At 33.4% G+C, this 24,298-nt stretch carries 23 protein-coding genes; 20 read left to right on the forward strand and 3 right to left on the reverse strand.

Translation table 11 applies throughout. From position 1 onward, the window contains the following. Positions 1–278: 278 nt before the first annotated feature. From Q1A01_RS19865 to Q1A01_RS19900, 8 genes are all read left to right on the forward strand, one after another. Positions 279–980 (forward strand): carboxypeptidase-like regulatory domain-containing protein, encoded by a 702-nt coding sequence (locus Q1A01_RS19865; RefSeq protein WP_299684362.1) that lies wholly within the window; start codon positions 279–281, stop codon positions 978–980. A gap of 219 nt (positions 981–1,199) precedes the next feature. Then, positions 1,200–2,741, forward strand: a complete 1,542-nt coding sequence (locus tag Q1A01_RS19870) for a hypothetical protein (RefSeq protein ID WP_299684364.1) — start codon at positions 1,200–1,202, stop codon at positions 2,739–2,741. Positions 2,742–3,085: 344 nt separating this feature from the next. Further along, positions 3,086–5,074, forward strand: a complete 1,989-nt coding sequence (locus Q1A01_RS19875) for a hypothetical protein (RefSeq protein WP_299684366.1) — start codon at positions 3,086–3,088, stop codon at positions 5,072–5,074. 455 nt (positions 5,075–5,529) lie between these two features. Continuing rightward, positions 5,530–6,978 (forward strand): hypothetical protein, encoded by a 1,449-nt coding sequence (locus tag Q1A01_RS19880; protein ID WP_299684368.1) that lies wholly within the window; start codon positions 5,530–5,532, stop codon positions 6,976–6,978. Positions 6,979–7,015: 37 nt separating this feature from the next. Continuing rightward, the gene (locus Q1A01_RS19885; protein WP_299684370.1) at positions 7,016–7,927 is read left to right on the forward strand and encodes a T9SS type A sorting domain-containing protein; all 912 of its coding nucleotides are present in this window, start codon (positions 7,016–7,018) and stop codon (positions 7,925–7,927) included. A gap of 503 nt (positions 7,928–8,430) precedes the next feature. Beyond that, positions 8,431–9,657, forward strand: coding sequence for a DUF418 domain-containing protein (locus tag Q1A01_RS19890; protein ID WP_299684372.1), 1,227 nt, complete (start codon positions 8,431–8,433; stop codon positions 9,655–9,657). Between the two features lie 91 nt (positions 9,658–9,748). Then, positions 9,749–10,336, forward strand: a complete 588-nt coding sequence (locus Q1A01_RS19895) for a 2OG-Fe(II) oxygenase (protein WP_299684374.1) — start codon at positions 9,749–9,751, stop codon at positions 10,334–10,336. Between the two features lie 484 nt (positions 10,337–10,820). Further along, positions 10,821–12,284 (forward strand): NAD(P)/FAD-dependent oxidoreductase, encoded by a 1,464-nt coding sequence (locus tag Q1A01_RS19900; protein WP_299684376.1) that lies wholly within the window; start codon positions 10,821–10,823, stop codon positions 12,282–12,284. A 73-nt stretch (positions 12,285–12,357) separates the two neighbouring features. Here the strand turns inward: Q1A01_RS19900 and Q1A01_RS19905 are convergent, their stop codons facing one another. The 3 genes from Q1A01_RS19905 to Q1A01_RS19915 form a co-directional block, all read right to left on the reverse strand. After that, the gene (locus Q1A01_RS19905) at positions 12,358–12,789 is read right to left on the reverse strand and encodes a hypothetical protein (protein WP_299684378.1); all 432 of its coding nucleotides are present in this window, start codon (positions 12,787–12,789) and stop codon (positions 12,358–12,360) included. Between the two features lie 6 nt (positions 12,790–12,795). Continuing rightward, complete coding sequence (locus tag Q1A01_RS19910; protein ID WP_299684380.1) at positions 12,796–13,602, reverse strand: sigma-70 family RNA polymerase sigma factor; 807 nt, start codon at positions 13,600–13,602, stop codon at positions 12,796–12,798. 65 nt (positions 13,603–13,667) lie between these two features. Beyond that, complete coding sequence (locus tag Q1A01_RS19915) at positions 13,668–14,756, reverse strand: serine hydrolase domain-containing protein (protein WP_299684382.1); 1,089 nt, start codon at positions 14,754–14,756, stop codon at positions 13,668–13,670. Positions 14,757–14,986: 230 nt separating this feature from the next. On the opposite strand from Q1A01_RS19915, the gene Q1A01_RS19920 reads away from it, so the two are divergent. From Q1A01_RS19920 to Q1A01_RS19975, 12 genes are all read left to right on the forward strand, one after another. Continuing rightward, entirely contained in the window at positions 14,987–15,937 is a 951-nt protein-coding gene (locus Q1A01_RS19920; RefSeq protein ID WP_299684384.1) for a histidine kinase, read from the forward strand. Further along, positions 15,934–16,632 (forward strand): LytTR family DNA-binding domain-containing protein, encoded by a 699-nt coding sequence (locus tag Q1A01_RS19925; RefSeq protein WP_299684386.1) that lies wholly within the window; start codon positions 15,934–15,936, stop codon positions 16,630–16,632. Before Q1A01_RS19920 ends, Q1A01_RS19925 begins: the two co-directional genes overlap by 4 nt. A 131-nt stretch (positions 16,633–16,763) precedes the next feature. Then, entirely contained in the window at positions 16,764–17,348 is a 585-nt protein-coding gene (locus Q1A01_RS19930) for a Crp/Fnr family transcriptional regulator (RefSeq protein WP_299684388.1), read from the forward strand. Between the two features lie 97 nt (positions 17,349–17,445). Then, on the forward strand, positions 17,446–17,799 hold the full coding sequence (locus tag Q1A01_RS19935) for a nuclear transport factor 2 family protein (RefSeq protein ID WP_299684390.1): 354 nt from the start codon (positions 17,446–17,448) through the stop codon (positions 17,797–17,799). A 47-nt stretch (positions 17,800–17,846) separates the two neighbouring features. After that, on the forward strand, positions 17,847–18,425 hold the full coding sequence (locus Q1A01_RS19940) for a YceI family protein (RefSeq protein ID WP_299684392.1): 579 nt from the start codon (positions 17,847–17,849) through the stop codon (positions 18,423–18,425). A 75-nt stretch (positions 18,426–18,500) separates the two neighbouring features. Further along, on the forward strand, positions 18,501–19,571 hold the full coding sequence (locus Q1A01_RS19945; protein ID WP_299684394.1) for a 1,4-beta-xylanase: 1,071 nt from the start codon (positions 18,501–18,503) through the stop codon (positions 19,569–19,571). A gap of 167 nt (positions 19,572–19,738) precedes the next feature. Next, on the forward strand, positions 19,739–20,353 hold the full coding sequence (locus Q1A01_RS19950; RefSeq protein WP_299684396.1) for a hypothetical protein: 615 nt from the start codon (positions 19,739–19,741) through the stop codon (positions 20,351–20,353). Positions 20,354–20,501: 148 nt separating this feature from the next. Beyond that, positions 20,502–21,098: a hypothetical protein gene (locus Q1A01_RS19955; protein ID WP_299684398.1), complete on the forward strand. Its 597-nt coding sequence runs from the start codon at positions 20,502–20,504 to the stop codon at positions 21,096–21,098. Positions 21,099–21,173: 75 nt separating this feature from the next. Then, positions 21,174–21,896, forward strand: a complete 723-nt coding sequence (locus tag Q1A01_RS19960; RefSeq protein ID WP_299684400.1) for a hypothetical protein — start codon at positions 21,174–21,176, stop codon at positions 21,894–21,896. A 176-nt stretch (positions 21,897–22,072) separates the two neighbouring features. Then, positions 22,073–22,450 (forward strand): ester cyclase, encoded by a 378-nt coding sequence (locus Q1A01_RS19965; RefSeq protein WP_299684402.1) that lies wholly within the window; start codon positions 22,073–22,075, stop codon positions 22,448–22,450. A gap of 40 nt (positions 22,451–22,490) precedes the next feature. Continuing rightward, the gene (locus Q1A01_RS19970) at positions 22,491–23,384 is read left to right on the forward strand and encodes a TIM barrel protein (protein ID WP_299684404.1); all 894 of its coding nucleotides are present in this window, start codon (positions 22,491–22,493) and stop codon (positions 23,382–23,384) included. Positions 23,385–23,474: 90 nt separating this feature from the next. Beyond that, the gene (locus Q1A01_RS19975; protein ID WP_299684406.1) at positions 23,475–24,185 is read left to right on the forward strand and encodes a hypothetical protein; all 711 of its coding nucleotides are present in this window, start codon (positions 23,475–23,477) and stop codon (positions 24,183–24,185) included. The last annotated feature ends 113 nt before the right edge of the window (positions 24,186–24,298 follow it).

A 24,298-nucleotide genomic window follows, 5' to 3' on the forward strand; every position in this document is an offset into this window, starting at 1 on the left:
AGACCACATCAAAGCTTAGACGGGTTAGCACCTAATAAATTTAATCAAAACTGTCAACGAATTAGGTAACCTTTACAGAAATGACAGTATCACATAATTAAAATATTGGAGAGAACTTTCAAATAATACAGATTACAACTAACAGACCATCTATACTCAAAATAGAGTAACACGCCATTTTTGAAGTACGTTCCCTCACTAAAACACCTCATTCCCTCATTCATCATTTTATCGTCTTTGTAAAAAAGCTAGGTTTGATACTATAAAAACTAACACTGATGAAAAAATCAATGATCATTACCATTCCTGAGCCTTGCCATGAAGATTGGGCGACTATGACACCTACTCAAAAAGGAAAACATTGTGCTGTATGTACAAAAGAAGTCATTGATTTTTCAAAAATGACAGATGAGCAACTCTATAAAACAGCAACTGGCGGAGGAAATCTATGTGGTCGTTTTCATCAAACGCAGTTAGAACGTCCTATTCAATTACAACGTAAAAAAGGAAAGTCATGGGTGAGTTATGCAGCTTCACTTTTGATACCTGCCGCTATTCTTTCTACACAAGAGGTCAAAGCACAAGGAAAAATTAGAACGATAGAATATGCTGATAGTGTGTATAAGAGTATAGAGATTAGTTCGCTTTCGCGAAAGCAAAACAATGCACCATCTCAACAACAACAAAAATATGTCTTAAAAGGAAATGTCTCTGATAACTCTGGCCCAATTCCAGGAGCTAGTGTCTATATAAAAGGAACAGATAAAGGAGTATATACAGATTTTGATGGTAACTATGAGTTAGAAATCACCTCTGGTGATACCATCCTTTTCTCATATGTAGATTACAAAACTCTAGAGGTTAAGGTAGATAGGCAACAAGTTGTGAATGTCAATCTTAAAATGATTCTAAAAGAGGAGCATATAATAATTAAGATGGGGAAGTTTCTCATTAAAGATTCTGATCATAAATCAAATTAAAATGTAAAATACATATACGTGAGTATCTAAAAAGAACTTCTTTTAACTTCAAAAAAAAGTAATCGCATCTATAGGCAATATTGCACTGGCTAAAAAGTTATATTTGTTGTAAACTACCTCGGGGCAACCCAACGAGGTATTTATACGAAACTGAATTTTAATTTCGAGGCAAGCCTCGGAGTATTAAACACTTTGGCGGTGCCAATAAAATTTATCTGAATGCGCAGTATTTATAGTTTACTCTTATTAGTTTGTATCATTTTAGTAAGTTCATGTCGTAATGATTTTGACACAACGCCTAGTACAGGAGATTTACGTTTTTCTAGAGATACCATTTTCTTAGATACCGTATTTACCAATATTGGCTCTAGCACGTATAACTTTAAGGTATACAATGACTCTGATGAGATTGTTAATATTCCTAGCGTACGCTTAACGACAGGAGATGAATCTGATTACCGTTTAAATATAGACGGTGTTCCTGGACGTACCTTTGAAAATGTAGAAATCCTAGCCAACGATAGTATTTTTGTATTTGTTGAGACCACAACAGACATTAACGAAGTAGGTGCTGGAAGCTTAGAGTTTTTAAATACAGAAGCTATAGAGTTTGACAGTGGTCCAAATCAGCAAAAAGTAGAGTTGGTCACCTTAATCAAAGATGCCATATTCCTTTTTGCCGATCGTGATGAAGAGACAGGCATGGTAGAAACACTTACCATTAATGGCACAGAAACCGTATTAGAAGGTCGTTTCTTAACCGATGATGAACTCACCTTTACCAATGAAAAACCTTATGTTATTTATGGGTATATGGCTGTAGGTACCCCAGATGGTAATACACCAAAAACCTTAACTATAGAACCTGGAGCGAGAGTTCACTTCCATGCAGATAGTGGGATTATTGTAGGTGACAATGGTACCCTAGATATTAATGGTGCCTTAAGTACCGATCCTGAACTAATGGAAAACGAAGTGATTTTTGAAGGAGATCGCTTAGAGCCTTCTTTCTCTGATACACCTGGACAATGGGGAACTATTTTACTTACCGACGGAAGTGTAAATAATGAAATAGAATATGCCACTATAAAAAATGCAACTGCAGGAATTATTAATGAATCAAATACAGGGTCTGGAGCTCCAGATCTTACAATTACGAATACGCAAATTTATAATGCTTCTGCCGCAGGATTAATCAACCGTTTTTCTACTGTAGAAGGTTCTAATGTTGTGATTAATAATTGTGGTCAATTTGCAATGTTGGTACAACTAGGAGGTACTTATAATTTTACACACTGTACATTTGCTAATTACTGGACTCGAAGTTTTAGAAATACACCAGCTGTCTTTTTAGACAATACCTTTGCTGGGTTTGGAAATGATTTAGTAGAAGCTAATTTTACCAACTGTATCATCTATGGAAACCAAGGAGAAGAGATTGGTTTTAATGCAGATCCCATTGCGCCATTCAATTATAACTTCAGGAATACGCACATACGTTTTGACGATACCTTTGGAAATTTTGAGAATGATCCCCTTTTTGATTTCACCAATACAACCCTATATACAGATGTTATACGTGGCGGAAATCCAGATTTCCAAGACGAGTTTAATAATCTTTTACAAGTAGGTGAAGATACCGCAGGAAATGGTCAAGGGCTTCAAAGTGCTGCTAATCAATTTCCCTTAGACATTAAAGGAGTGAGTAGAACAACAGCTCCAGACCTAGGAGCTTATGAAAGTATTGAGTTGCCTGAGTAACTACCTATAAATAAATACAATATCAAAAGCCATTTCGTTATGAAATGGCTTTTTTAGTTAAATGATGGCATATTAATTGTTGTTTATGTTTTCAAAAATTTGCTATCAAAGAGCAAAACAATACAAAGATGTATAAAGAGTGTCATCTAAATACGAAAACATTTTCTATACCTATTAATTAAATTTTTCATGTTATGTAATAGCGTTTACTCACTCAAAAAAGGAGTTCACTCATTATGTATTCAAAAAAATAAAGAAGTAACGTACTATTGATGTATCGTACGTAAAATAGAACAATCTGAATTTAAAAAACAGTGTCACTGAAACGATTAATAACAATAACCATGAAATATTACATCCTACTACTTATTTTGATTTTACCCATACTTTCTTTTGGACAAGTTAAAGACAGAAGAGCCAAATTAGAAATAACAGGACGAATAAATGAAATATCAGTTTCTCCAGATGAACAGATTTGGCTTACTTCTGCAGTAGGCACTATGTATTTTACCAATACAATAGATACAAATTGGCATTATGGCGATACTTCATTTCAATCTGATGATGAATTTGGAATTGGTGGCCCATTTCTAGAAAGAATCTCTTTTTTTAATAAAGATACTGCCATCATGACGGGATACATTCCTGCAAATGATGAAAAGGAAAAAAACAATGGGTATTACCTTACGCATGATGGAGGAAAAACATGGGAATTATTAGATTACGGAGGAGACTCATGGATCTATGATATTTATGTCAATGAAAAAGGAAAAGCATGGATGGGAGGTTCTTCTGGTAAAATCTATTTTTCTGAAGATTATGGACAGCAATGGAAAAAACTTAAATCCCCATATAATTCTTCTACACGTATGCATAGCATATTTATGAGCAATAACCTAGAAGGTATCTCCGGAGCTTTGCACAATCGAATCTACCAAACCAGTGACAATTGGAAAACGTATCAAAAAGTACCGACCCCATACGATCAAAAAAAATATATCAAAGAAGATGATAACAGTTATTCTGATGACAGAATTGAGAAAATACGTTTCTGGAAAAATTATATTGTTGTAGATCAAAACGGACAAATCTTTTATACTGACAAAAACAATATTGATTGGAAACCCTTCAGTGAAACGATCATCGATTTTGAAATAAATAAAAACTCACAAGAATTATACGCAATTACAAATGATGGTAAAGTGATTTCTTTTACCACACCAGCAACCTTTAAACCTATAACCAAACAAAGGCTTACTACAAGACCATTAAACATAAAAGTAGTAAATCAGTCTTTATATATTATAAATAATAAATATGAAGTCTATCGAGTAAACACAAACGGAATTACCCATGCAATTCCATATACAACAGATAGGAAAATAACGAAACCAACAATAGTAAAAAAATTTAAAAATTTAACTTGGGGAATTAGTGGTAATCAAATTTATCTTTCTGAAGATAATGGAAAAGACTGGTACAGAGAAGATACTGTAAAGTTTTCAGTTGCAGACTTTCAGCTAAAAAATGATAGCCTAGCGATACTATGGGATGGGCATAAAAATAATTACCGATACTCTTTGAATACTCATAAAATACAACTTTACAAACCTAAAGAACCTTTACAAAAGTTTTTAAACTCCCCTATTCAATCAGTAACAATAAGTGCTAGTAGTTTGGGTTGTTTTCATAGTGCTCAAAATAAAGTAGTATACATTGCAAAAGATGCATCAACACTCGCAACAACTAAAACATCTGAAAGTAATTATACAGATGCCAAAGCTTCAAAATTCAAAAACGAAGTAAGTCTACTCCATATCACAGAAGTACTTGAACAAATAAATAACACTCCATCTAAAATACCATCAATCCAAGACTTTACTATTACAGACAAAGATGTAAAAAATTACATATCACTTGTAGACAAAAGGATAAAAGAAGGTCCTGATTTCTCAAGAAATAAAAAGAAAGTCAATAAAGAGTTTTATTACAATATTCCAAATGTCTTAGATACACTTAATACTAAAGTTATTCGTAACATATTACATCAGCGCGAAGGAATATGGAGCACCTCTAGTAATCAGTTTACAATTCAAATCACAAATCAAAATAATGATGTCATACATATTTCTCGAAATTATTATATGAATTCATTACCATGGAATTTACCTTGGAAGGTTACATATAATGAGCAGCATTTTAACTCTTATGATATTAATTTTTCAAAATTTATAGATAGTTGTATTCCTAAGGATTTTATGAATAAAGACGTTTTTGACAACAAACACCTCATCATGAAAATCGCAGATTATTTATATAATAATAAAAAATAGTTTAGGAGGTGACCGTGCCTATGATTAATATCGCACCTACATTTCTTCTATAACATTCATATCTAATAGCAACAATAATATGCTATCCTACACTCGTGTCTGGTTTTCATTGAAATCATTTTTCATAAAAAGATGGGTGCTATAAGAAATCCCCTTCTCTATCTATTTTTCCTTTTTAATTCCGCTTTCGCGAAAGCGTAAACAGGAGTCTACATAATCAAGAAATTTGCTCTTTTAACACAACAGAAATAACATAGTATTCCCTGATAATCATATCATTAAAACGAAGCAATTTTCAGTCTTTTCATTCTTGTTACGGAAAACCGTAAGAATATTAACTAAATAACAAGTAGGTTTACTGAAAGCAATAAACGTTTCAAATACAAGTGCTTACATAAAATACTAAAACATAGAGACTTGTTAGAGAAGCAGTAAGCTTTGAACTCATAAACCATATGAAAAAAATTATATTCTTACTTATACTCCTCCCTATTTCCCTCCAAGCCCAAATGTTAAGTATCTGTGAATGCTTAACTGAATACGATTTGGAACCCTATCACACAGGTAGCACAACTTTAGATTTTGAAAATGAAGAACCGCTTGTGGTAAAAGCATACTTTATTTTAGAAGAAATAACAGCTATTGATAGAGGTTTTGATGAGAGTACGTATTTTGAAGCGGTAGCCTACTTAAATATTAATTACAATCAATTCAATATTTTTTTTAAATACATCGGTTTTGAATTTGTAGATGACATTCAGGATCATGATGGAAATGAATACTTTCCAGATAGAATTAATTTTAGAATCCAGAACGAACCAGGAGGTGGTGCAGCAGGTCTTTTTAATCCGTTAAATGTTATACTAACCTATCAAGCATATAACAATGAAGAAAACAAGCAATATCTTTTAGCGCATGAAGTAGGTCATATATTTGGACTAAAACATACAAATGGTAATACTTCTAGATTTGTTGACGATTTTATAACGCCTCTTGTCTGTAATACAGAACAAATAATATCTGGCACATTTCCTTCTTTTGACCCAACTTCAAATGAAAATGTAACTCGTGATGAAACGAATATAAATTACAATGCAAATATAGCAGGGGATTTTGTAGTTGATACCCCTGCTACCTATTTCAATCCTAATCTATGTATAGACACTTCTTCGGGCATCTCTACACTTCAATATCTCTTTAGTAATGAAGTTGTAGATGCTATTGATATTCCATATGTAGATATTGATGGCACAAATTTTATGATCTCAACTCCTCAAGGCGTAATTGAATTTAATGAATTTATCACTATATTTACTGAAGGTCAAGGAGTTCGAATGCGAGAGACTATAAATAATGAGCCTATATTACAAGCTATTTTAACGACTATAGCCTGTCTTTACGAGCCCTATTCTGGCGATTATTATTTTGCAGGCCCTAGCAATTCTGATAACAAGCCCTTATTTCAGCCTGGCTTTGACTATAAATTTGTAAGTGCTGGTGGACAGATATTTAATGGATATCAATTCTATAATACACCTTCCGACTATGAGGATACGAATTTTGTGTATGATGTAAATACGATTGCAAATGCAGTAGATCGTTTTTCTTTAGATCTAGAAAGTATAACACATCCAAATAAATCAGCTATCATTATTGAGCAACTAGATGATCAACCTAGAAAATGTTATCATAACATTAATAGAGGTGCCAGTAGTGGTAAGATTATTAAATTTAATGATGGCGTCCCCAATAATAACTACACAATTACAGATAAAGATTCTCTACAAATAAATCAGCCTACACTCATTCAAGACTTAGAAAATGGACTCTACCTAATCCAAAAAGAGTACGATGATGGCACTCAAGAACAAAATATGATACTTAAAGGAAACAATAATGAGTAATTTAAAACATATATTGTTCGTCTTTATGTTACTTTTTGTGAATAACATTAAAGCACAATATACAGCTATCCCAGATCCCATTTTTGAAGAATATTTAATTGATTTTGGCATTGATTCTGATGGGATTATTAATGGTCAAGTCTTAACAAGTGATATCAATTTTAGAATAGACCTTCAAATCAATGAGAGTCCGCCGTTTTATTTTATCAACGATTTTACAGGAATAGAAGATTTTACGGCTTTAGAAACGATTTTTTTTGCAGGAACAAATGTTACTGAAATTGATTTTAGCAATCTGAATAATTTAAGCTATATAGAAGGTATAAGCAATTCTGACCTTGTATCCATTGATCTTAGCGGATGTGAAAACCTAGAATCATTTATAATGTCTGGCACGAGTCTTAGTTCTTTAAATTTACCTCATAATGCAGATGTAAGACAATTCTTCTCTACAGGCGGTCTCTTAACTGAATTGGATGTTTCATCATATCCAAATCTAAATGGATTATCTGTACATAATAACTCACTACAAACTTTGAATATAGCTAATGGTAACAATAGCAATTTCACTTTTTTTAGAGCTACTAATAACCCTAATCTGAAATGTATCATTGTGGATGATACAGACTATAGTAATGCCAACTGGGTAAACATAGACCCTATAAGTACCTTTGTAGGCACAGAAGAAGAATGTGATGCATTACTATCTGTAAATGAATCAACATTTATTAATTTTAAAATGTATCCAAACCCTTCCAGTGATTTTTTCCAAGTAACAATCAGTTCAGAAATAACCAAAGTTCAAATCATTGATCTGAATGGGAAAATTGTAAAATCATTTTCAAATGTATTAGACCAATACCCAATTAACGAATTATCCAAAGGATTCTATATTGTAAGTATTCAAACAAATGAGGGCCGTATCTCAAAAAAACTAATTGTCCAATAAGTACAACTCTAACTACCTTACATCAGTATAATCATTGATACCTATAACAAACATTTAGTACTTCTATACCTTCCTAAAAACATACCATACACAATAAATTACGATACTATCTATTAAAATTTACGGTAACTTTGTAAGTAACACTATGATAGTAGTTTAGATGATTGAATTCAAAAACATAAAAAACATGAGATAAAAAGACCGGATGTCTGGACTTATCTCGGATCACCAGAAGACTTCGATTCGTTATATGATGAGTTTAAAGATTAAATTCTTAGACAAGGAAACCTCTAATTTCTTATGCAAGTATTCTGAAGCTTCAACACCCTCTTCCACCTTCAAGAAAATACAGCAACATCCATAAAGGCTCATTTTCTTTTACTAATTTTAGGAAATACTTAGATACCCGTATCATAAATAGTAGTATGGTGGGTACATAGAATGCTTTTCGCGAAAGCGGAATAAAGACATAAACACATCATCAATCAATCAACCTAATCAATATGTCATCCTCAAAATTACCTAGAATTGAAATCATAGATGCTCTAAGAGGGTTTGCCCTTGCTGGAATATTAATCTGCCATATGGTAGAGCAATATTTGGGTGCAGGCGCACCACCAAGTCATGCCGAATCAGTAAGCGTAGGACTATCAGATCAAATTATAGAAGGGGGAATTGGTATATTCATGAGAGGGAAATTCCTTGCTTTGTTCTCTTTTCTATTTGGACTTAGCTTTTTTATTCAAATGGATAATGCAGCCAAAAAAGGAAAAGCTTTTGGTACTCGATTTCTATGGCGATTAATTTTACTGTGCGCTATTGGATATGTGCATAGTCTATTTTACAGAGGCGATATCCTCACCATTTATGCGATGCTTGGTATTTTATTAATTCCATTTTATAAAGCAAACAACAAATGGGTACTAGGTATTGCTACACTCCTATTTCTTGGACTAGGTAGATACATTGTCTTTTATCTAACACAAGGAGAACACTTATTTTTAGATGTGAATCCAATGGATATGGAGAGTTCACATGTTACCGACTATTACAATATCTTAAAAAATGGAACTATTGGAGAGGTTTTTGACACTAATAGTTGGGAAGGTCATTTGGATAAGATGAATTTTCAATACGGTTTCTTTGGACGTGGGTATTTTACATTTGGATTCTTCCTTATAGGTTTATATGTAGGACGTTCAGGTTTCTTTACACGCTTTCGCGAAAGCAAAAAATTCACAAAAAAAGTACTCATTTGGTCACTTGTTTTGTTTGTCGTATCGCTAGGTATTACCGCTGGTGCTTTTATGATTATGGGACCCGAAGCAAAAATGGATAACTGGCTAGCAATGATTGGGCTTGCTGGATATGACTTAAATAATGTTGCTATGACGTTTATATATCTAGCACTCTTTGTGATCTTATATAGAAATATAAAACCTGAGAAATGGCTAGTAAAATTAGCTCCTTATGGAAGAATGGCGTTAACCAATTATGTTATGCAGAGTATCTTAGGAACACTATTACTCTATGGTTGGGGATTTGGTTTTCTAGGAAAGCTTTCAAACACCTATACGCTTTTAATAGCCTTTGCACTTATTCTAGTACAAGCATGGGTAAGCAAAATCTGGTTACAACACTTTAAGTACGGACCGCTAGAATGGGTATGGAGAAGTCTTACCTTCTTTAAAATATTTTCTATAAAAAAAGAGAGACCAAAAGAAAATTAAACTATCTTAATTTCCAATTATAAACTACTATACAAAAGAAGATTACCGTATAAAAAATCAATAAAAACTTCTCATAAAAGACATTTTACATATGGCAATAAACTATTCATTTGGACTTCCGCTTAAACATAATTTTGCTGAATATATTTATTATCAAGGATTATTTCTCCCACATGAAATAGATAGAATTCTCAACTTTTGGGATGATACTAAAACCATAGAAGCTACTGTTTCTGGAAAAGAAAAACCTGATGAAGAACTCCGAAAAAGCTCGGTGATGTTTATTGATCATATTCCAGAAAATGAATGGATTTATAAGAAATTAGCAGACTTGGCTGTACATTGTAATAATGAACGCTATTGGTTTGATTTATTAGGCTTTCACCAAGAGTTACAACTAACTAGATATTCTGAAGGTGATTTTTTTGATTGGCATTTAGATTTTGGTGCAGGAGAAATTTCAGCCAGAAAACTAAGTATGACGATTCAATTATCAGATCCTGATGACTACGAAGGCGGAGATTTACAATTTATGATCAATCAGAAAGTTGTCAATGCACCTAGAGAAAAAGGAACCATTATCATTTTCCCTTCCTTTATTATTCATCGCGTTACTCCTATCACTAAAGGCACCCGTCAATCTATTGTAGGTTGGGTTTCTGGGCCTCCGTATAGATAGTATCTTCATCTTATAGAAAAGGTATCCAAAAAGAAATTCGATATGTCATTCTGAACTCGTTTCAGAATGACATCGTAATTAGTAATGAAATAGGAAACAAAACCAAGTGCAGCTTGATATATGAAAGTTATTTTTAACGTGAGTTCGATATAAGCAACACTGTTATTTAGTATGTTACAAGCTAAAAAGTTCCTTCTCCTTTGGGAGAAGGTTAGGATGAGAGGTTTTCATATCAAGAACCCTCACCTTAATCCTCTCCCTCTGGGAGAGGAGATTAAAAACTACATAACAAACTTTTACACTTTATTTAATGTGTTTTTCTAAATGCGCTACTGCCTGCCAGCAGGCAGGTTCATTACCAAAAAGAAAAGCGTAGCAGTAAAGCATATACTTCCTCTTATCAATTTTAAATTATATTTATAAAAAATTAGAAACGCATAGGCTTTAAAACATAAAAGTCATCAATGGTATCGCGTAGCAAATCATGGAAAAGGTAGCAATGGAAGCAGTAAGTTGGACCACCTGTCAAGAGTGCAAAGGACATGGCAAGAAAAGACGACGCATACGTAAAAAGGTACGACTTGAATACAAGAAAGCATTAGAAGTATTTGAAAAAACAGACGGAAAAGGAACGGCTCCTATTCCTCCAAAAGGTCCATTATACCCTTGTTCAACCTGTAATGGATCTGGATTACTTCCTACTGACAGCTATCCCATACCCGATACAGAAAGCTACCCACATGTTGCTATTATTGGTGGAGGCATTGGAGGTGTTGCACTGGCTGTAGCTTGTTTACATCGTAAGATTCCTTTTACACTCTATGAGCGTGATACAAGTTTTGATGAACGATCACAAGGCTACGGACTTACACTACAACAAGCAAGCAAAGCCATTCAAGGATTTGGAATTTCCTCTTTACAAGAAGGAATTGTTTCTACACGACATGTAGTACATACCACTGAAGGAAAAATACTAGGGGAATGGGGAATGAGAAAATGGATAGCCTCTGACGCAAAAACAACTCCAAAACGCACCAATGTTCATATTGCAAGACAATCATTACGCTTAGCCCTATTAGAGCAACTCCAAGGACATGATGTTGTACAATGGGGATATCAATTTATAGACTATAACAAACTCGAAAACGGTAGTATGAACTTCACGTTTCAAGTAAATGGAATTACAAAAAATGCGCAAGCAGACCTCATCGTAGGAGCAGACGGCATTCGTAGTTCGGTAAGAAAAATATTGATCGGTGAAGACACCACCCCTTTGCGTTATCTAGATTGTATTGTGATTTTAGGTATTTGTCCGCTAGATGCACTTAAAAATATAGAGAGTCCCCTACTCGACTCGGCGACCGTTTTTCAAACAGCAAATGGTAATGAGCGCATCTATATGATGCCATTTACTGCTGATGCTATCATGTGGCAATTGAGTTTCCCCATCTCAGAGACAGAAGCAAAAGCATTGAGTAGTCAAGGCGCCGAAGCCTTGAAAGAAGAAGCCTGTCGCAGAACCCAGTGGCATGACCCAATTCCTCAGATTATGAAAGCTACTCACCCAACTCAAGTATCTGGGTATCCTGTATATGATAGAGCATTACTCTCTTCAGATCTATTACAGAAAGAAGACAACGTAACCTTACTTGGAGATGCCGCACACCCTATGAGCCCGTTCAAAGGACAAGGTGCCAATCAAGCATTACTGGATGCATTGGCACTAGCCAGAGAAATATCAAAAGGATGCCGTCCTTTATCAAAATGGAGAGAAATAGGAATTAGAAAAAGCGTTTTAACAACCTTTGAAACAGAAATGTTAGCACGTAGCGCTTCCAAAGTAAAAGACTCAGCAGCAGCGGCACAGTTCTTACATTCTGATATTGTGTTACAGGAAAGTGATGCCCCTAGAGGACGTACTTTAAAGAAGACAGATACTGATATATAATGTATGCTTTTTGCTATAGCTTTCGTAAAAGCTATCATTGTAAAATTTTAAAAAGGACTTACTCACCAAATCTTTACGCCTTTCTTCTATACAACCTAGAAGCAATCCATGCCCCCACAAGCATTTCTAACAAGCTCAATGGTAATGTAATGAGAAGTATACTCCAATTAGATAATCCCATATTGGCGGTTGCGACCCAAAAAATCACAAAAACGGCTCCCCATACTAGTGTTCCTGACAGCCACACAGCAGTGTTTGTATTTCCAAAGGATTGTATATACAACCAAAACACAAAGACAAGTATCGCTGTTAGTAAGATATCCCAAAGTCCCCAAATAGAAAAAATACTCCAACTCATATCTGCAATACCTGGTTGATAATCAAAAAAAGCTTTGACACGTGGCATGACAAGTACAAAATACCTGAATACTTCAGAAATGTTTATCCAGATACTCACAAGTAAGGTGATACCAATAAACTGTTTAAAATTAAAGTTTGGATGCATGATGCTTTACGTAATTAAAATGATTTCTTTAATGGTTTTCATAATATCTGAAGGTGTTGGGATATTGGGTGTCGCACGATAGATTGCAATCGTTTTTTCTAAATCACCTATTTGATCTACCAAATCCATACTTCGCTTTGTAAATTGAGCAAATCGTAAACTCTTAGGGTTGATTACTTTTTGATTGGTTAAAAAGTCTATTTTTTTATGACATCTACATGGATTAGTTGCCTTTACTAACCCACATTTATTAGTTAAAAAGTTTTTGATTTTTGTTCGAGATCGCGATAGCTTCTTTCTAAAATTTTCTGGAGTGATTCCAAGAATTACTGCTCCTTCCTTACTGGTGAATTCTAGAATTTCAGCGAGTATATAAACTAAGCGATCACTTGAATTTAAACATAGTAATAAACCTTGCGTACAACTTACCTTTACTTCTTCTTCTAATAAGGCTAACTCCCCTGCATTCCTAGCATAGGTAACAGTTGCTGTTTGTCCCGAATCAATCAAGGTTGCATATTCCTTAAAAGGCATTGCAAATACTTTTGACTTTTTCCCTTTATAAGTAATCAAATAATTAGTAGCCACACGATACACCCATGTCTTAAACTGGCTTTGATAATTAAACGTACTTAAATGGGTTATTACTTTAATTAAAATATCTTGTGTCGCATCTTTGGCATCTTCTGGAAAGAGAAGCATTTTAAGGGATAAGTTATACACTAAGTCATTGATCTCTAGAATCACATGTTCTAAAGATTCCTTATCCCCTTCATTTGCTTTTTTAACGAGTGCCGTAAGATTATTTTCCATATACTATAGATTAGACACATATAAGATACAATCTGTGACAGAATAGTTGGAAAAAGAATTTTATATTAATGAGTCGCACGCCATTGTGCCCAGTCTTTCATACTTCCAAACAATACCTTTTTCCCTGAAGAACCATTGGTAAGTACGATAATCCCTGATTTTGATTCAAAATCAAGCATAAACCCAGACTGCCAACCTTTATTAGAACCACCATGCCCAGAAAGTGTAAAATCTCCAAAACGATTCATCACCATATAACCCATCCCGTAATTCCCTCGTGATAATTCTGTAGGTGTAATTAATAATGCGATACTCTCTTGTGATAAAACAGGGTTTTTTGATAATGACGCTTTCGCGAAAAGAATTAAATCCTCAATCGTAGTATGCAATCCTGCAGCGGCTTGTGCATTAAAAAGACGTAAAGGAATCTCGTTTCCATCTTTATCATAACCCTTTGCTGATGTTTTCAAAATTCGGTGATCAATCGTAAAACTAGAATGTTTCATTTTTAAAGGTTTAAAAATAGTGGTCTCCATATAGTTTGCAAAGGAAGTCCCGCTCACCTCTTCTATCACTAGTTGTAAAACAGAATAACCACCACCTGAGTATTTCCACGAACTTCCTGGTTCCATAATTAGTTGTACTAATGCTTCTTCATCTCCATTTCCTGATAAACATTGAATGGTTGAAGTGAGCTCTCCTTTATTTTCATAACCAGGATACCCATGAACAGACAAACCTGCTGTATGTTGTAATAAATTTCTAATAGTTACCTTTTTTGAATCAAATTCACTATCAGGTAATTTCCATGATGTGATATAGTTAGCGGCAGGAGTATCTAATGCAAGTTTCCCATCCTCTACTAATTTCATAATACCCCAAGCTGTAAACATTTTAGAGATAGAACCTATATTAAATCCTGTAGTGGGAGTAACTAGTTCCTTATGAGAAACATCTGAGTATCCATAGCCTTTCTTGAGAATAACTTCTCCATTTTTAATAATGGCTACAGCTAAACCAGGTACATTATTCTTTTCTAAAGCTGTAGGAGTATGTGCATCAAAGGTTTTGAGAAGTTCTTTTTCTGAAGTGTTTTGAGCATGCATCATAAAAGAAATGCATACCATCAAAATCATTGTAATACGTGTTTTCATTTTTTGTTTTTTATAAATTCTATACAAACGTATAAGCAACATAAGAAGTCTGTAAATAATTTTGATCAACACGATGTATGATTTGATGAAGTACTCATCCTAAAGTCTAAACATCGTTTGCCATCCCTTATTGATTGTTTACATAGCAAACTGATCCGTTAATCAAATAAATACCTAAGCCATAAAACCATATGATAGTTTTGACACCTAAACTTTAATATATTTGGATTATGACTTTAAAAAAAGTGACTACAGGATCGGCTATTGTATCTGTACTCATGATCATATTGATGATCATTTTCAGAAACACACAAAGTGAATTATTTACAAGTCTATCTATAGGATTAGGAACTACTATCTTTTTTACATTTTTATACTATGTATACACTACAGAAAAAATCAAACAGAACCCCAAAAAAACCATCTATAAATACCTCTTCTTTGCGATAAGCATTCCGTTTTTGATTTTTGCCATTGATGTCACAGAAGAATCAGAAGGTTTTTTAAAAGAAGCTGTCAAAGTGCTTTTAGCCATTGAAATAGGATATTTAATTTTCTCTTGGATCTTTAGAGAATGGAAAAGCATTCAAACTCTTAAAAATGAAAAAGCAAAAGCAGAGTTATCATTATTAAAAGAACAAATCAATCCGCATTTTTTCTTTAATACCCTTAATAACCTCTATTCTTTAATAAAAAAAGATGCAGATGCCGCACAAGAATATGTGCTTCAATTGTCAGACTTAATGCGTTTTACTATTTATGATAGTGCAAAAGAAAAAGTATCTCTTCAGCAGGAAGTAAACTACTTAAACAATTTTATTGAACTACAAACGGCACGCTATCATAAAGATATTGATATAAATTTCGCGAAAACAATAAAATATTCAGAAACCAGAATTGCACCGTTATTGTGTATTGTCTTACTGGAAAATGCTTTTAAACACGGTGTAGAGCAAATGACAGCGCATGCTTTTATACATCTAGAGTTAATGGAAAATCAAGAGAAGATCCTTTTTACAATTAAAAATAACTTTGATACAGAACAAGTATCAAAAAATGAAGGCATCGGACTCAAAAATTTAAAAGATCGCTTAACTTTAATATACCCAAATCAGCATCACTTAACGAGTACAATAGAAGAAAATGTTTATACCGCAACTTTAGAAATCACAAAACAATGATCACATATATAATTGTAGATGATGAAACAGCTTCGCATGATATTATAAAAGAATATGCGGCGAGTGTTTCCTATTTATCATTTCAAACAAGTTGTTATAATGCCTTTGAAGCTATTGAATATCTTACTAAAAACACGGTTGACCTCATCTTCTTAGATATTAATATGCCTAAATTATCGGGTTTTGATTTCTTAAAAACACTTTCCAATCCGCCTAAGATTATTGTTACGACTGCTTATAGTGAATATGCTTTAGAGGGATATGAATTAAATATTGAAGATTATTTATTAAAACCCTTCAGTTTTCTACGCTTTATGAAAGCTGTCAACAAAGTTTATGAAATAGCAGCAACACCTTCAAAACGTATTCAGGAAACAACAACTTCAGATAGTGCTACAATTTTTATCAAAGAAGATAAAAAATACCACCAAATTAATTTAAATGATATTCTTTGTATCGAAGCCTATGGAAACTATACTAAAATTCATATGATCGATCAATTAATTGTTTCTCACCAAACCTTATCTTCTTTTACACAGCAGTTACCAGAGAAGCAGTTTGTACGTGTACATAAATCCTATATCATTTCTATTCCAAAAATTGAACTCATAGAAGGAAATAGAATTCATATCAAAAGCCATAAAATCCCAATTGGAAAAATGTACAAACTAAACGTCGACAAATTACTTTCATAAGTATGGGCTACCCAAGTTACAACTACTATTATTTTGAAATGAAATTGCCATTTTATTGTTATTTTAGAGCATCAAAAATGAGTAGTATTCGTTAATCAATTCTTTAAAGCTCCTATACGTTAAACATCCCCATGAATCAGCAACCGCTACTAGCATATATAAAAAAATACATTGACTTAACAGCTGAGGAGGAGACAATAGTGCTTTCAAAAATCATAGATAGACGGTACCTCAAAAATCAATATATCATACAGCAAGGAGATATTTGCAAAACCATTAATTTTATTATTGCTGGATGTACAAAAATGTTTTATGTAGATGAAGAAGGACAAGAACATATCATTATGTTTTCTGTAGAAGACTGGTGGAGTTCTGATTTAGGAAGCTTTATCACACAAACCCCAGCCGACTTTAATATTCAATGTTTGGAGAACACACAGCTCATTCAATTTACATTTGACAAGCTAGAAGGTTTATATAAAGAAGTTCCTAAACTAGAACGTCTTTTTAGAAAAATTACAGAGCGTGCTTTTGTGGCTTCACAAAAGAGAGTGGTAAGAAACTTTAGCCTTTCGGCGAAAGAACAATACCTCACTTTTAAGAATACCTACCCTAAAATAGAACAACGCGTTCCGCAATACATGATTGCTTCATATTTAGGAATTACCAAAGAGTTTTTAAGTAAAATTAAAAGCCAATTGATCCAAGATCAATAAATGTTAATCTAGTTTAACATCATTTCATAATCTACTTCATTTTGCACGTTTTGAATGTTTTGGACATTTGTACCATAATCATTTAAAACTAAAAACGATGAATACATTATTAGAAAAAATCAGCACTATTAACGACATGATCTTAGAAGGAAAAGCTTTAGAAGCTTTTGACCAATTCTACCATGAAGATGTCGTAATGCAAGAAAATGACAATCCTATTATTGAAGGAAAAGCAGCTAACAGACAACGTGAAGAAGATTTCTTTGGAGCTATCACAGAGTTTAGAGGAGCGACTCCTTTAAAAGTAACCATTGGAGAAAATACGACCATGGTAGAATGGCATTTTGATTATACGCATAAAGATTGGGGCGTAAAAAATTACACACAAGTAGCTGTTCAAGATTGGCAAGATGGGAAAATCATTAAAGAAAAATTCTACTACGGATCATAATCCATTTAAATCAAAACACAAACCATAAAAAACATCAAAAATATATCATGAAAAATTCAATTAAAAATATCGCAAGCATCGTACTCGTAGCCTTGTTTACATTATCGTTTACAACACCAGAAAACACCAAAAAAGAAATAAAAACAACCCAAAGTAAAGTCGTTTGGAAAGGCTATAAGGTAACAGGCTCACATGAAGGAACCATCGCTATACAAAAAGGACACTTCACATTCAATGATGAAGCATTAACAGGCGGAGAATTTGTTATAAATATGCGTTCTATTACCAATACTGACTTAGAAGGCGAATACAAAGGAAAACTAGAAGGTCACTTAAAATCGGATGATTTTTTTGGCGTTGAGAAATTCCCAACGGCATCGTTAGTTTTCACGAAAGTGAAATCCTCAGGAAAAAATTCATACAAAGTAACAGGAAATATCACCATTAAAGGGCATACAGAAACTATCACCTTAGATCTTTCTGTTTATGGAAATAAAGCAACGGCTTCCTTAAAAATAGATCGTACAAAATTTGATGTACGATACGGATCTACAAGCTTTTTTGATGGTTTAAAAGACAAAGCAATTTATGACGATTTTGACTTAGTGGTTGATTTAGAGTTCTAAACTCCCCACGTTTCTATTCATTTAAAAAAGCGCACATCCCTATGATGATGCGCTTTTTTAATATATTTATAATCAATGAATCTCATACGTCTTTACACGATCATTTTCTTCTTTATATCTGTGATAGGATACACACAAACACTTGCTAAGTTTGAACCTACAGATGGAAGCTGTTTGGTATTTATTGGTCAAGATCTAGAAGCTACTGGCGGACTCGATGCCTATACCAATGGATATACCAATTTTTTTGACACACCCGTTGGAGTTACGATCTATACCAACATCTCCCCTAGTGATGAATCATTTGGGTATTACAACAGAGGTCTGGACGGTATAGAAACCAAAGCCAATTGGGGCGCTGGAGATGCTTGTGCGCAATACTATCTAGAGGATACAACGTATAAAAATACCATTATCTCTATAGGACTCTCTATTGTAAACCATGAAAAGAAAGTAGGTAACGGACAGCATGATGCATATATCATCCGTTTGGGCAATTGGATAAGAGAAAGTAAACGTCCTGTATTTTTACGAATAGGCTATGAATTTGATGGGCATGATTGGAATCATTATAACCGAAAGCACTATTTAAAAGCATGGGAGCGTATTTATAACATTTTCAGAAAAATACGTGTAGATAATGTAGCTTTTGTCTGGCAATCAAAAGGCACAGGTTCAAATCAAGAAGCATTAGAAAAATGGTATCCAGGAGATGATGTGGTAGATTGGTGTGCCTACTCCTATTTTGGAAATCCTGATACTGAAATGCTCACCTTTGCTAGAAAACATAACAAACCTGTATTTATCGCAGAAGCTAGTCCTACCCTACAAATAGATAACTTATTTTTTGATACCGATCTTAAAAAAGACATCATTGCCAAACGAGCATGGCAACAATGGTTTATACCGTTTTTCAAAACGCTCAATGACAACAAAGATGTAATCAAAGCCTTTAGCTATATCAATACCAACTGGTCTGAACAAACCATGTGGAAAATGAATCCGGTGTTTCAAAAAGTAGATTCTCGTATTCAAGTAAGTCCGTTTATTAGTGAAAAATGGAAAGCAGAAATGGCAAAGTCAAGGTATCTAAAAGCAAGCGATAGTTTGTGGGAAAAATTACATGGCTATACCTTTAAGAAGTAATTTTCTTTTATACGCTTTCGCGAAAGCGTACCAAGCATGAAAGTAACATATAAGATTGATTTTTTGATAAGAATTAACGCTGTAAATTCGAAGCGATCTCTTTTATTTTAACACAATAGTTTTATAACAAGTAGCATTGTCTTATATTACCAAAAATAATATTTTAGATGATGATCAGAACCATACTTACTTTTTCAATGTTACTCTTTATGAGTCAATTATTTATTGCTCAAAATAATGATAGTGAACAACCCAAAATGAAACTAAACATTGAAGTAAATGGAGAAAAATACCAAGTAACCGATGGCGGTAGTATCGTTGTAGATGGAAATACCATCAAAGTAGCATCATCAGACTTCTTAACTTTTGATTTTGCTGCTGTTACGTTTGACTACCCAAAACATTTTGCCTTTGAGTATGAAACAGATCTAGCATACAAAAACTGGACACTAGATGGTAATAATTTTGTAATTCTATACTTTCAATATGACATTGAAATAGAGTTAGACTTTTTTATTGACGAAATCGTAGGTCAGTTTGGAAAAGAAAACTGTAAAGTAAATAAGAAAAAACGTCAATTAGGAGATATCACATTAGAAGGAAAAGAAATCATTGTAGACATTATGGGTGTGAGTCTAACCTATGAAATGTTTGAGATTGAAACTGAAGATTCTAAAACACATTTTATTGCGTTTCAAGACACCAAAAATGATGATGGATCAAGCTCTACTGAAAGTATTGAAACCTTAAAGGTTATTGATCAGACTATTAAAGCAAAATAACATATTCATAACTACAAATAGTTACCGTATCATAATTATAGCAACTACCATGAGCAAAGTCCATTAGGTATTTATACGAAACTGAATTTTAATTTCGAGGCAAGCCTCCAGAGATTAAATCCTTTGACGATACTAATAAAAAAGAGAGATGAGTTTTTTAAAAAATTTATTTAAAGGTAAAAAACCGAAACAGACATCAAAAAATGATTCAAAAGTTGGAATTAATACAATTGCAACAAGCGAATATTTTGATAAGAGATATCAAGAAGATACTGTTGATACAGCAATACTTGAAGGGACTTTAAAAATGATTGAAGCGTATTTTCCAGCAAATAAAATACAACCCGTAGTCGAAAAACCTATTAATCATCCTAAAAACTTAGATCAAACAATAGATGATGGATTTGGATTTGTAATGTATTGTAAAGCTATGGATATGGATGAAAGCTATGCGGTTGGTCTTCTAGCGATGGCATTTAATGATTTCATGATTAAACATCATAATTTCAAACTTTATAAAGATTCAGAGCCTGAATATCCTTTAAGAGGAATGACACTAAAGTACGATAATCAAGGCGCAAAACTATCCTTATATCCTATAGAATATGCTACAAAAGTGATTAATTATGAAGCTAACTTTACTGATTTATATGAAAGAATTAAAGGACATGTAACCAATATGCCATCTAGTGATGAAGTCTTCAATAAACTAATGAAAGGTCTTGATAATAATCACAATAAATAATACATAACGATCACAATTATACGATACAGTATATAGAGATATCTTACTCAAAATTTTAAGTATACATCACAACCCATGAATAAACTATTATTATTACTATGTATAGTCTCTACAACGATGTATGCACAATCCTTTGAAGGCACATTAACCTATAAGATTGAATATGATATTCAGACTGATAAGGCGTTTGGAGTTTCTAAAGGTCAAATTCTAGAAACCTTAAAAGAATCTGGGGATTACTTTGATACGCTTACAATACGTATCAAAGATGGAAACTACGAAAAGACAGCAAATTCGAAAGAGCGAAAAAGAATTGTTTATACATCTAGTGATCATAAGATCTATACGATAGATAATGGGTTTGAATATGTATTGATTCAAAATGCTAAAAAATATGCAGCAACAAAGATTCAATTTGGAAAACCAACGTTCACTCAAAATGATTCTCTTACCACAATTGCAGGAAAAGAGTGCATATCTATCACGCTAGATTGGAATGGTTTAGGGCAAGAAACCTATTTCTACAATGATACTTTCTTAAACATTGATCCTGAATTATTTAAAGATCATAAGTTTGAATATTTCTATGATATTTTAAAACGTACCAAATCCTACCCTACTCAAATTAATAAGTCCTTAAATGGACTAATGGAAATACGAATGATTCTTGTAGATTATGTTTCTGAAGAGATACCAGACTCATCATTTGACATTCCAGAATTAGAACCCGCAGAAAAAGAATATACAGACATCATTAAAGAAACCACAGGTAATGATGTGATGCGTATTAAGAATTAATACTCCTAATACAAGCATATTTAAATTTTATAATTCTTTGTACGCTTTCGCGAAAGCGAACTTGAGAGACCTACCGGCAAGCAGGCAGATTTATAACCAAAAGAGAGAGCGTAGCGTTAAAGTCCATACTGAATATATATCTTTATATTTAGTATTAAAAATAAATAGCACCTCATATGAACCTACAACAAAACAAACAAAACGCCATTGCTTTTTATAAAATGGCTTATGAAGGCAACCCAAAAGAAGCTATAGATCGATATGTTGGAGAAGAGTATATTCAGCATAATCCTGATGTAGCTGATGGTCTACAAGGTTTTATAAACTACTTTGACAGAATGCAACAAGAATATCCTGATAAATCTATAAAGTTTGTACGTTGTATTGCCGAAGGTGATCTTGTCGCATTACATACCCATCAAATATGGCCCGGAAATGATCAATATGTCACTATGGATTTTCTCCGGTTTGATGAAAATGGAAAAATCTGCGAACATTGGGATGCGATCCAACAAATTCCAAAACAATCGGCCAATCTAAATACAATGTATTAACATCATAAAATTCTGAATACATATTCCTATCTTCATACCCATGAACCGAAGAACATTTATGGAGTCTATGGGAATCCTAGGAGCAGCTTCCTTACTTCCTATCTCTTGTCTAGATATGCAAGCCACAACCAACTACAAATTAGGATATCAACTATTTTCCATCAGAGATGAGATGGCAAAAGATCCTATAGCTACTTTAAAACTGTTAAAAACGCTAGGCTATCAAGATTTCGAACATTTCGGTTTTGATGCCGAAAAAGGAACCTATTATGGACATAAAGCATCAGATTTCAAAAAAATACTGGATGATTTAGGAGTGTCATTTTCTAGTGGTCATTATGGGTTTTCAAAGTTTTTGAATGCTCCAGAAGATGCATTAATTCGTTTTGTAGATCAATGTATTCAAGGAGCTGACACTCTAAACAGTGCCTATATCACATGGCCATGGATTGCTCCAGAGCAACGTACACTAGACAACTTTAAAATCATGTCTAAAAAACTAAACATCATTGGAGAGCAAATAACCGCTGCAGGTCTAGGGTTTGCCTATCATAATCATGGGTTTGAATTTGACGATCACAACGGACAAAATGGCTATGACATTATCCTCGCTGAAACAGATGCCACTTTAGTAAAATTACAAATGGATATGTATTGGGTAATGCATTCATCAAAATATACTCCAAAAGAACTCATCGAAAAACAACCAGGACGATACACCATGTGGCATATTAAAGATATGGATCGCCAAACCAGAGATTATACAGAATTAGGAAATGGGTCCATAGACTATACAAAACTCCTCCCCGATCCTGTTGCTTCTGGGTTAGAATACTATTACATAGAACAAGGCGGTAATTTTACACAAAACTCTATTCAGAGCGCCACCGACAGTGTTACCTATTTCAAAGAACATTTGCATAAGTATTTGTAAATCTTGTATTCTAATAAGATGATTGTGTAACATTTTCCTGTATATCTCAACATATAGTTGAATACTCTATATAACCATCAAACACTTTTTATGAGAGACACTGCCCTTTGGTCAAGAATTAACGCTTTTACCCTAGATGATACCAACGCTACATTTACATTTTCAAAAAGACTTGCCAGAGATAATAATTGGTCAAAAGATTTTACAGAAAAAACCATTCAGGAATATAAAAAGTTTATCTATCTATGTTGCGTAAGTTCTGAATCTATAACACCATCAGATGCTGTTGACCAAGTTTGGCATTTACATCTAACCTATACAAAATCCTATTGGATAGACTTTTGCAAAAACACACTGCAAAAAGAAATACATCACAACCCAACAAAAGGAGGTGATCAAGAAAAGAAAAAATTCAATAGTTGTTACAACGCAACCTTTGATAGATATAAGGAAGAATTTCAAGAAACCCCTCCTGCAGCTATTTGGTTAGACACTAAAACTAGATTCGCACAAATCAATTTTCAGAGAATCAATATAGATAAGTACTGGATGATTAAAAAACCTACTTCTTTACGGTTATCTTCACTTGTCCTTACATTGGTATTGACATTAATTGCATCATTATATATTCAAGCGAAAGGTAGCTTTATAATCTTTCTTTTTATTATAGTTCTTATTATAATCGCTGGTATCGCAAACAAAGGTAAGGGGAAAAATAACGACAGTGGCTGTACCTATGATGACTATGATTCCGATTGGGGAGATAGTGGATGCAGTGGTTGTAGTGGATGTGGAGATTAAATAACACATTCATGCATATACAACCTTAGGATACTAAAAATGATACCTTATCTATAAATATAATTATATACGCTTTCGCGAAATCTAGCTTGCGAAATTCACGACCGAAGGGA

The organism is uncultured Dokdonia sp. (assembly GCF_947492815.1).
In the GTDB taxonomy this organism is placed as follows: Bacteria; Bacteroidota; Bacteroidia; order Flavobacteriales; family Flavobacteriaceae; genus Dokdonia.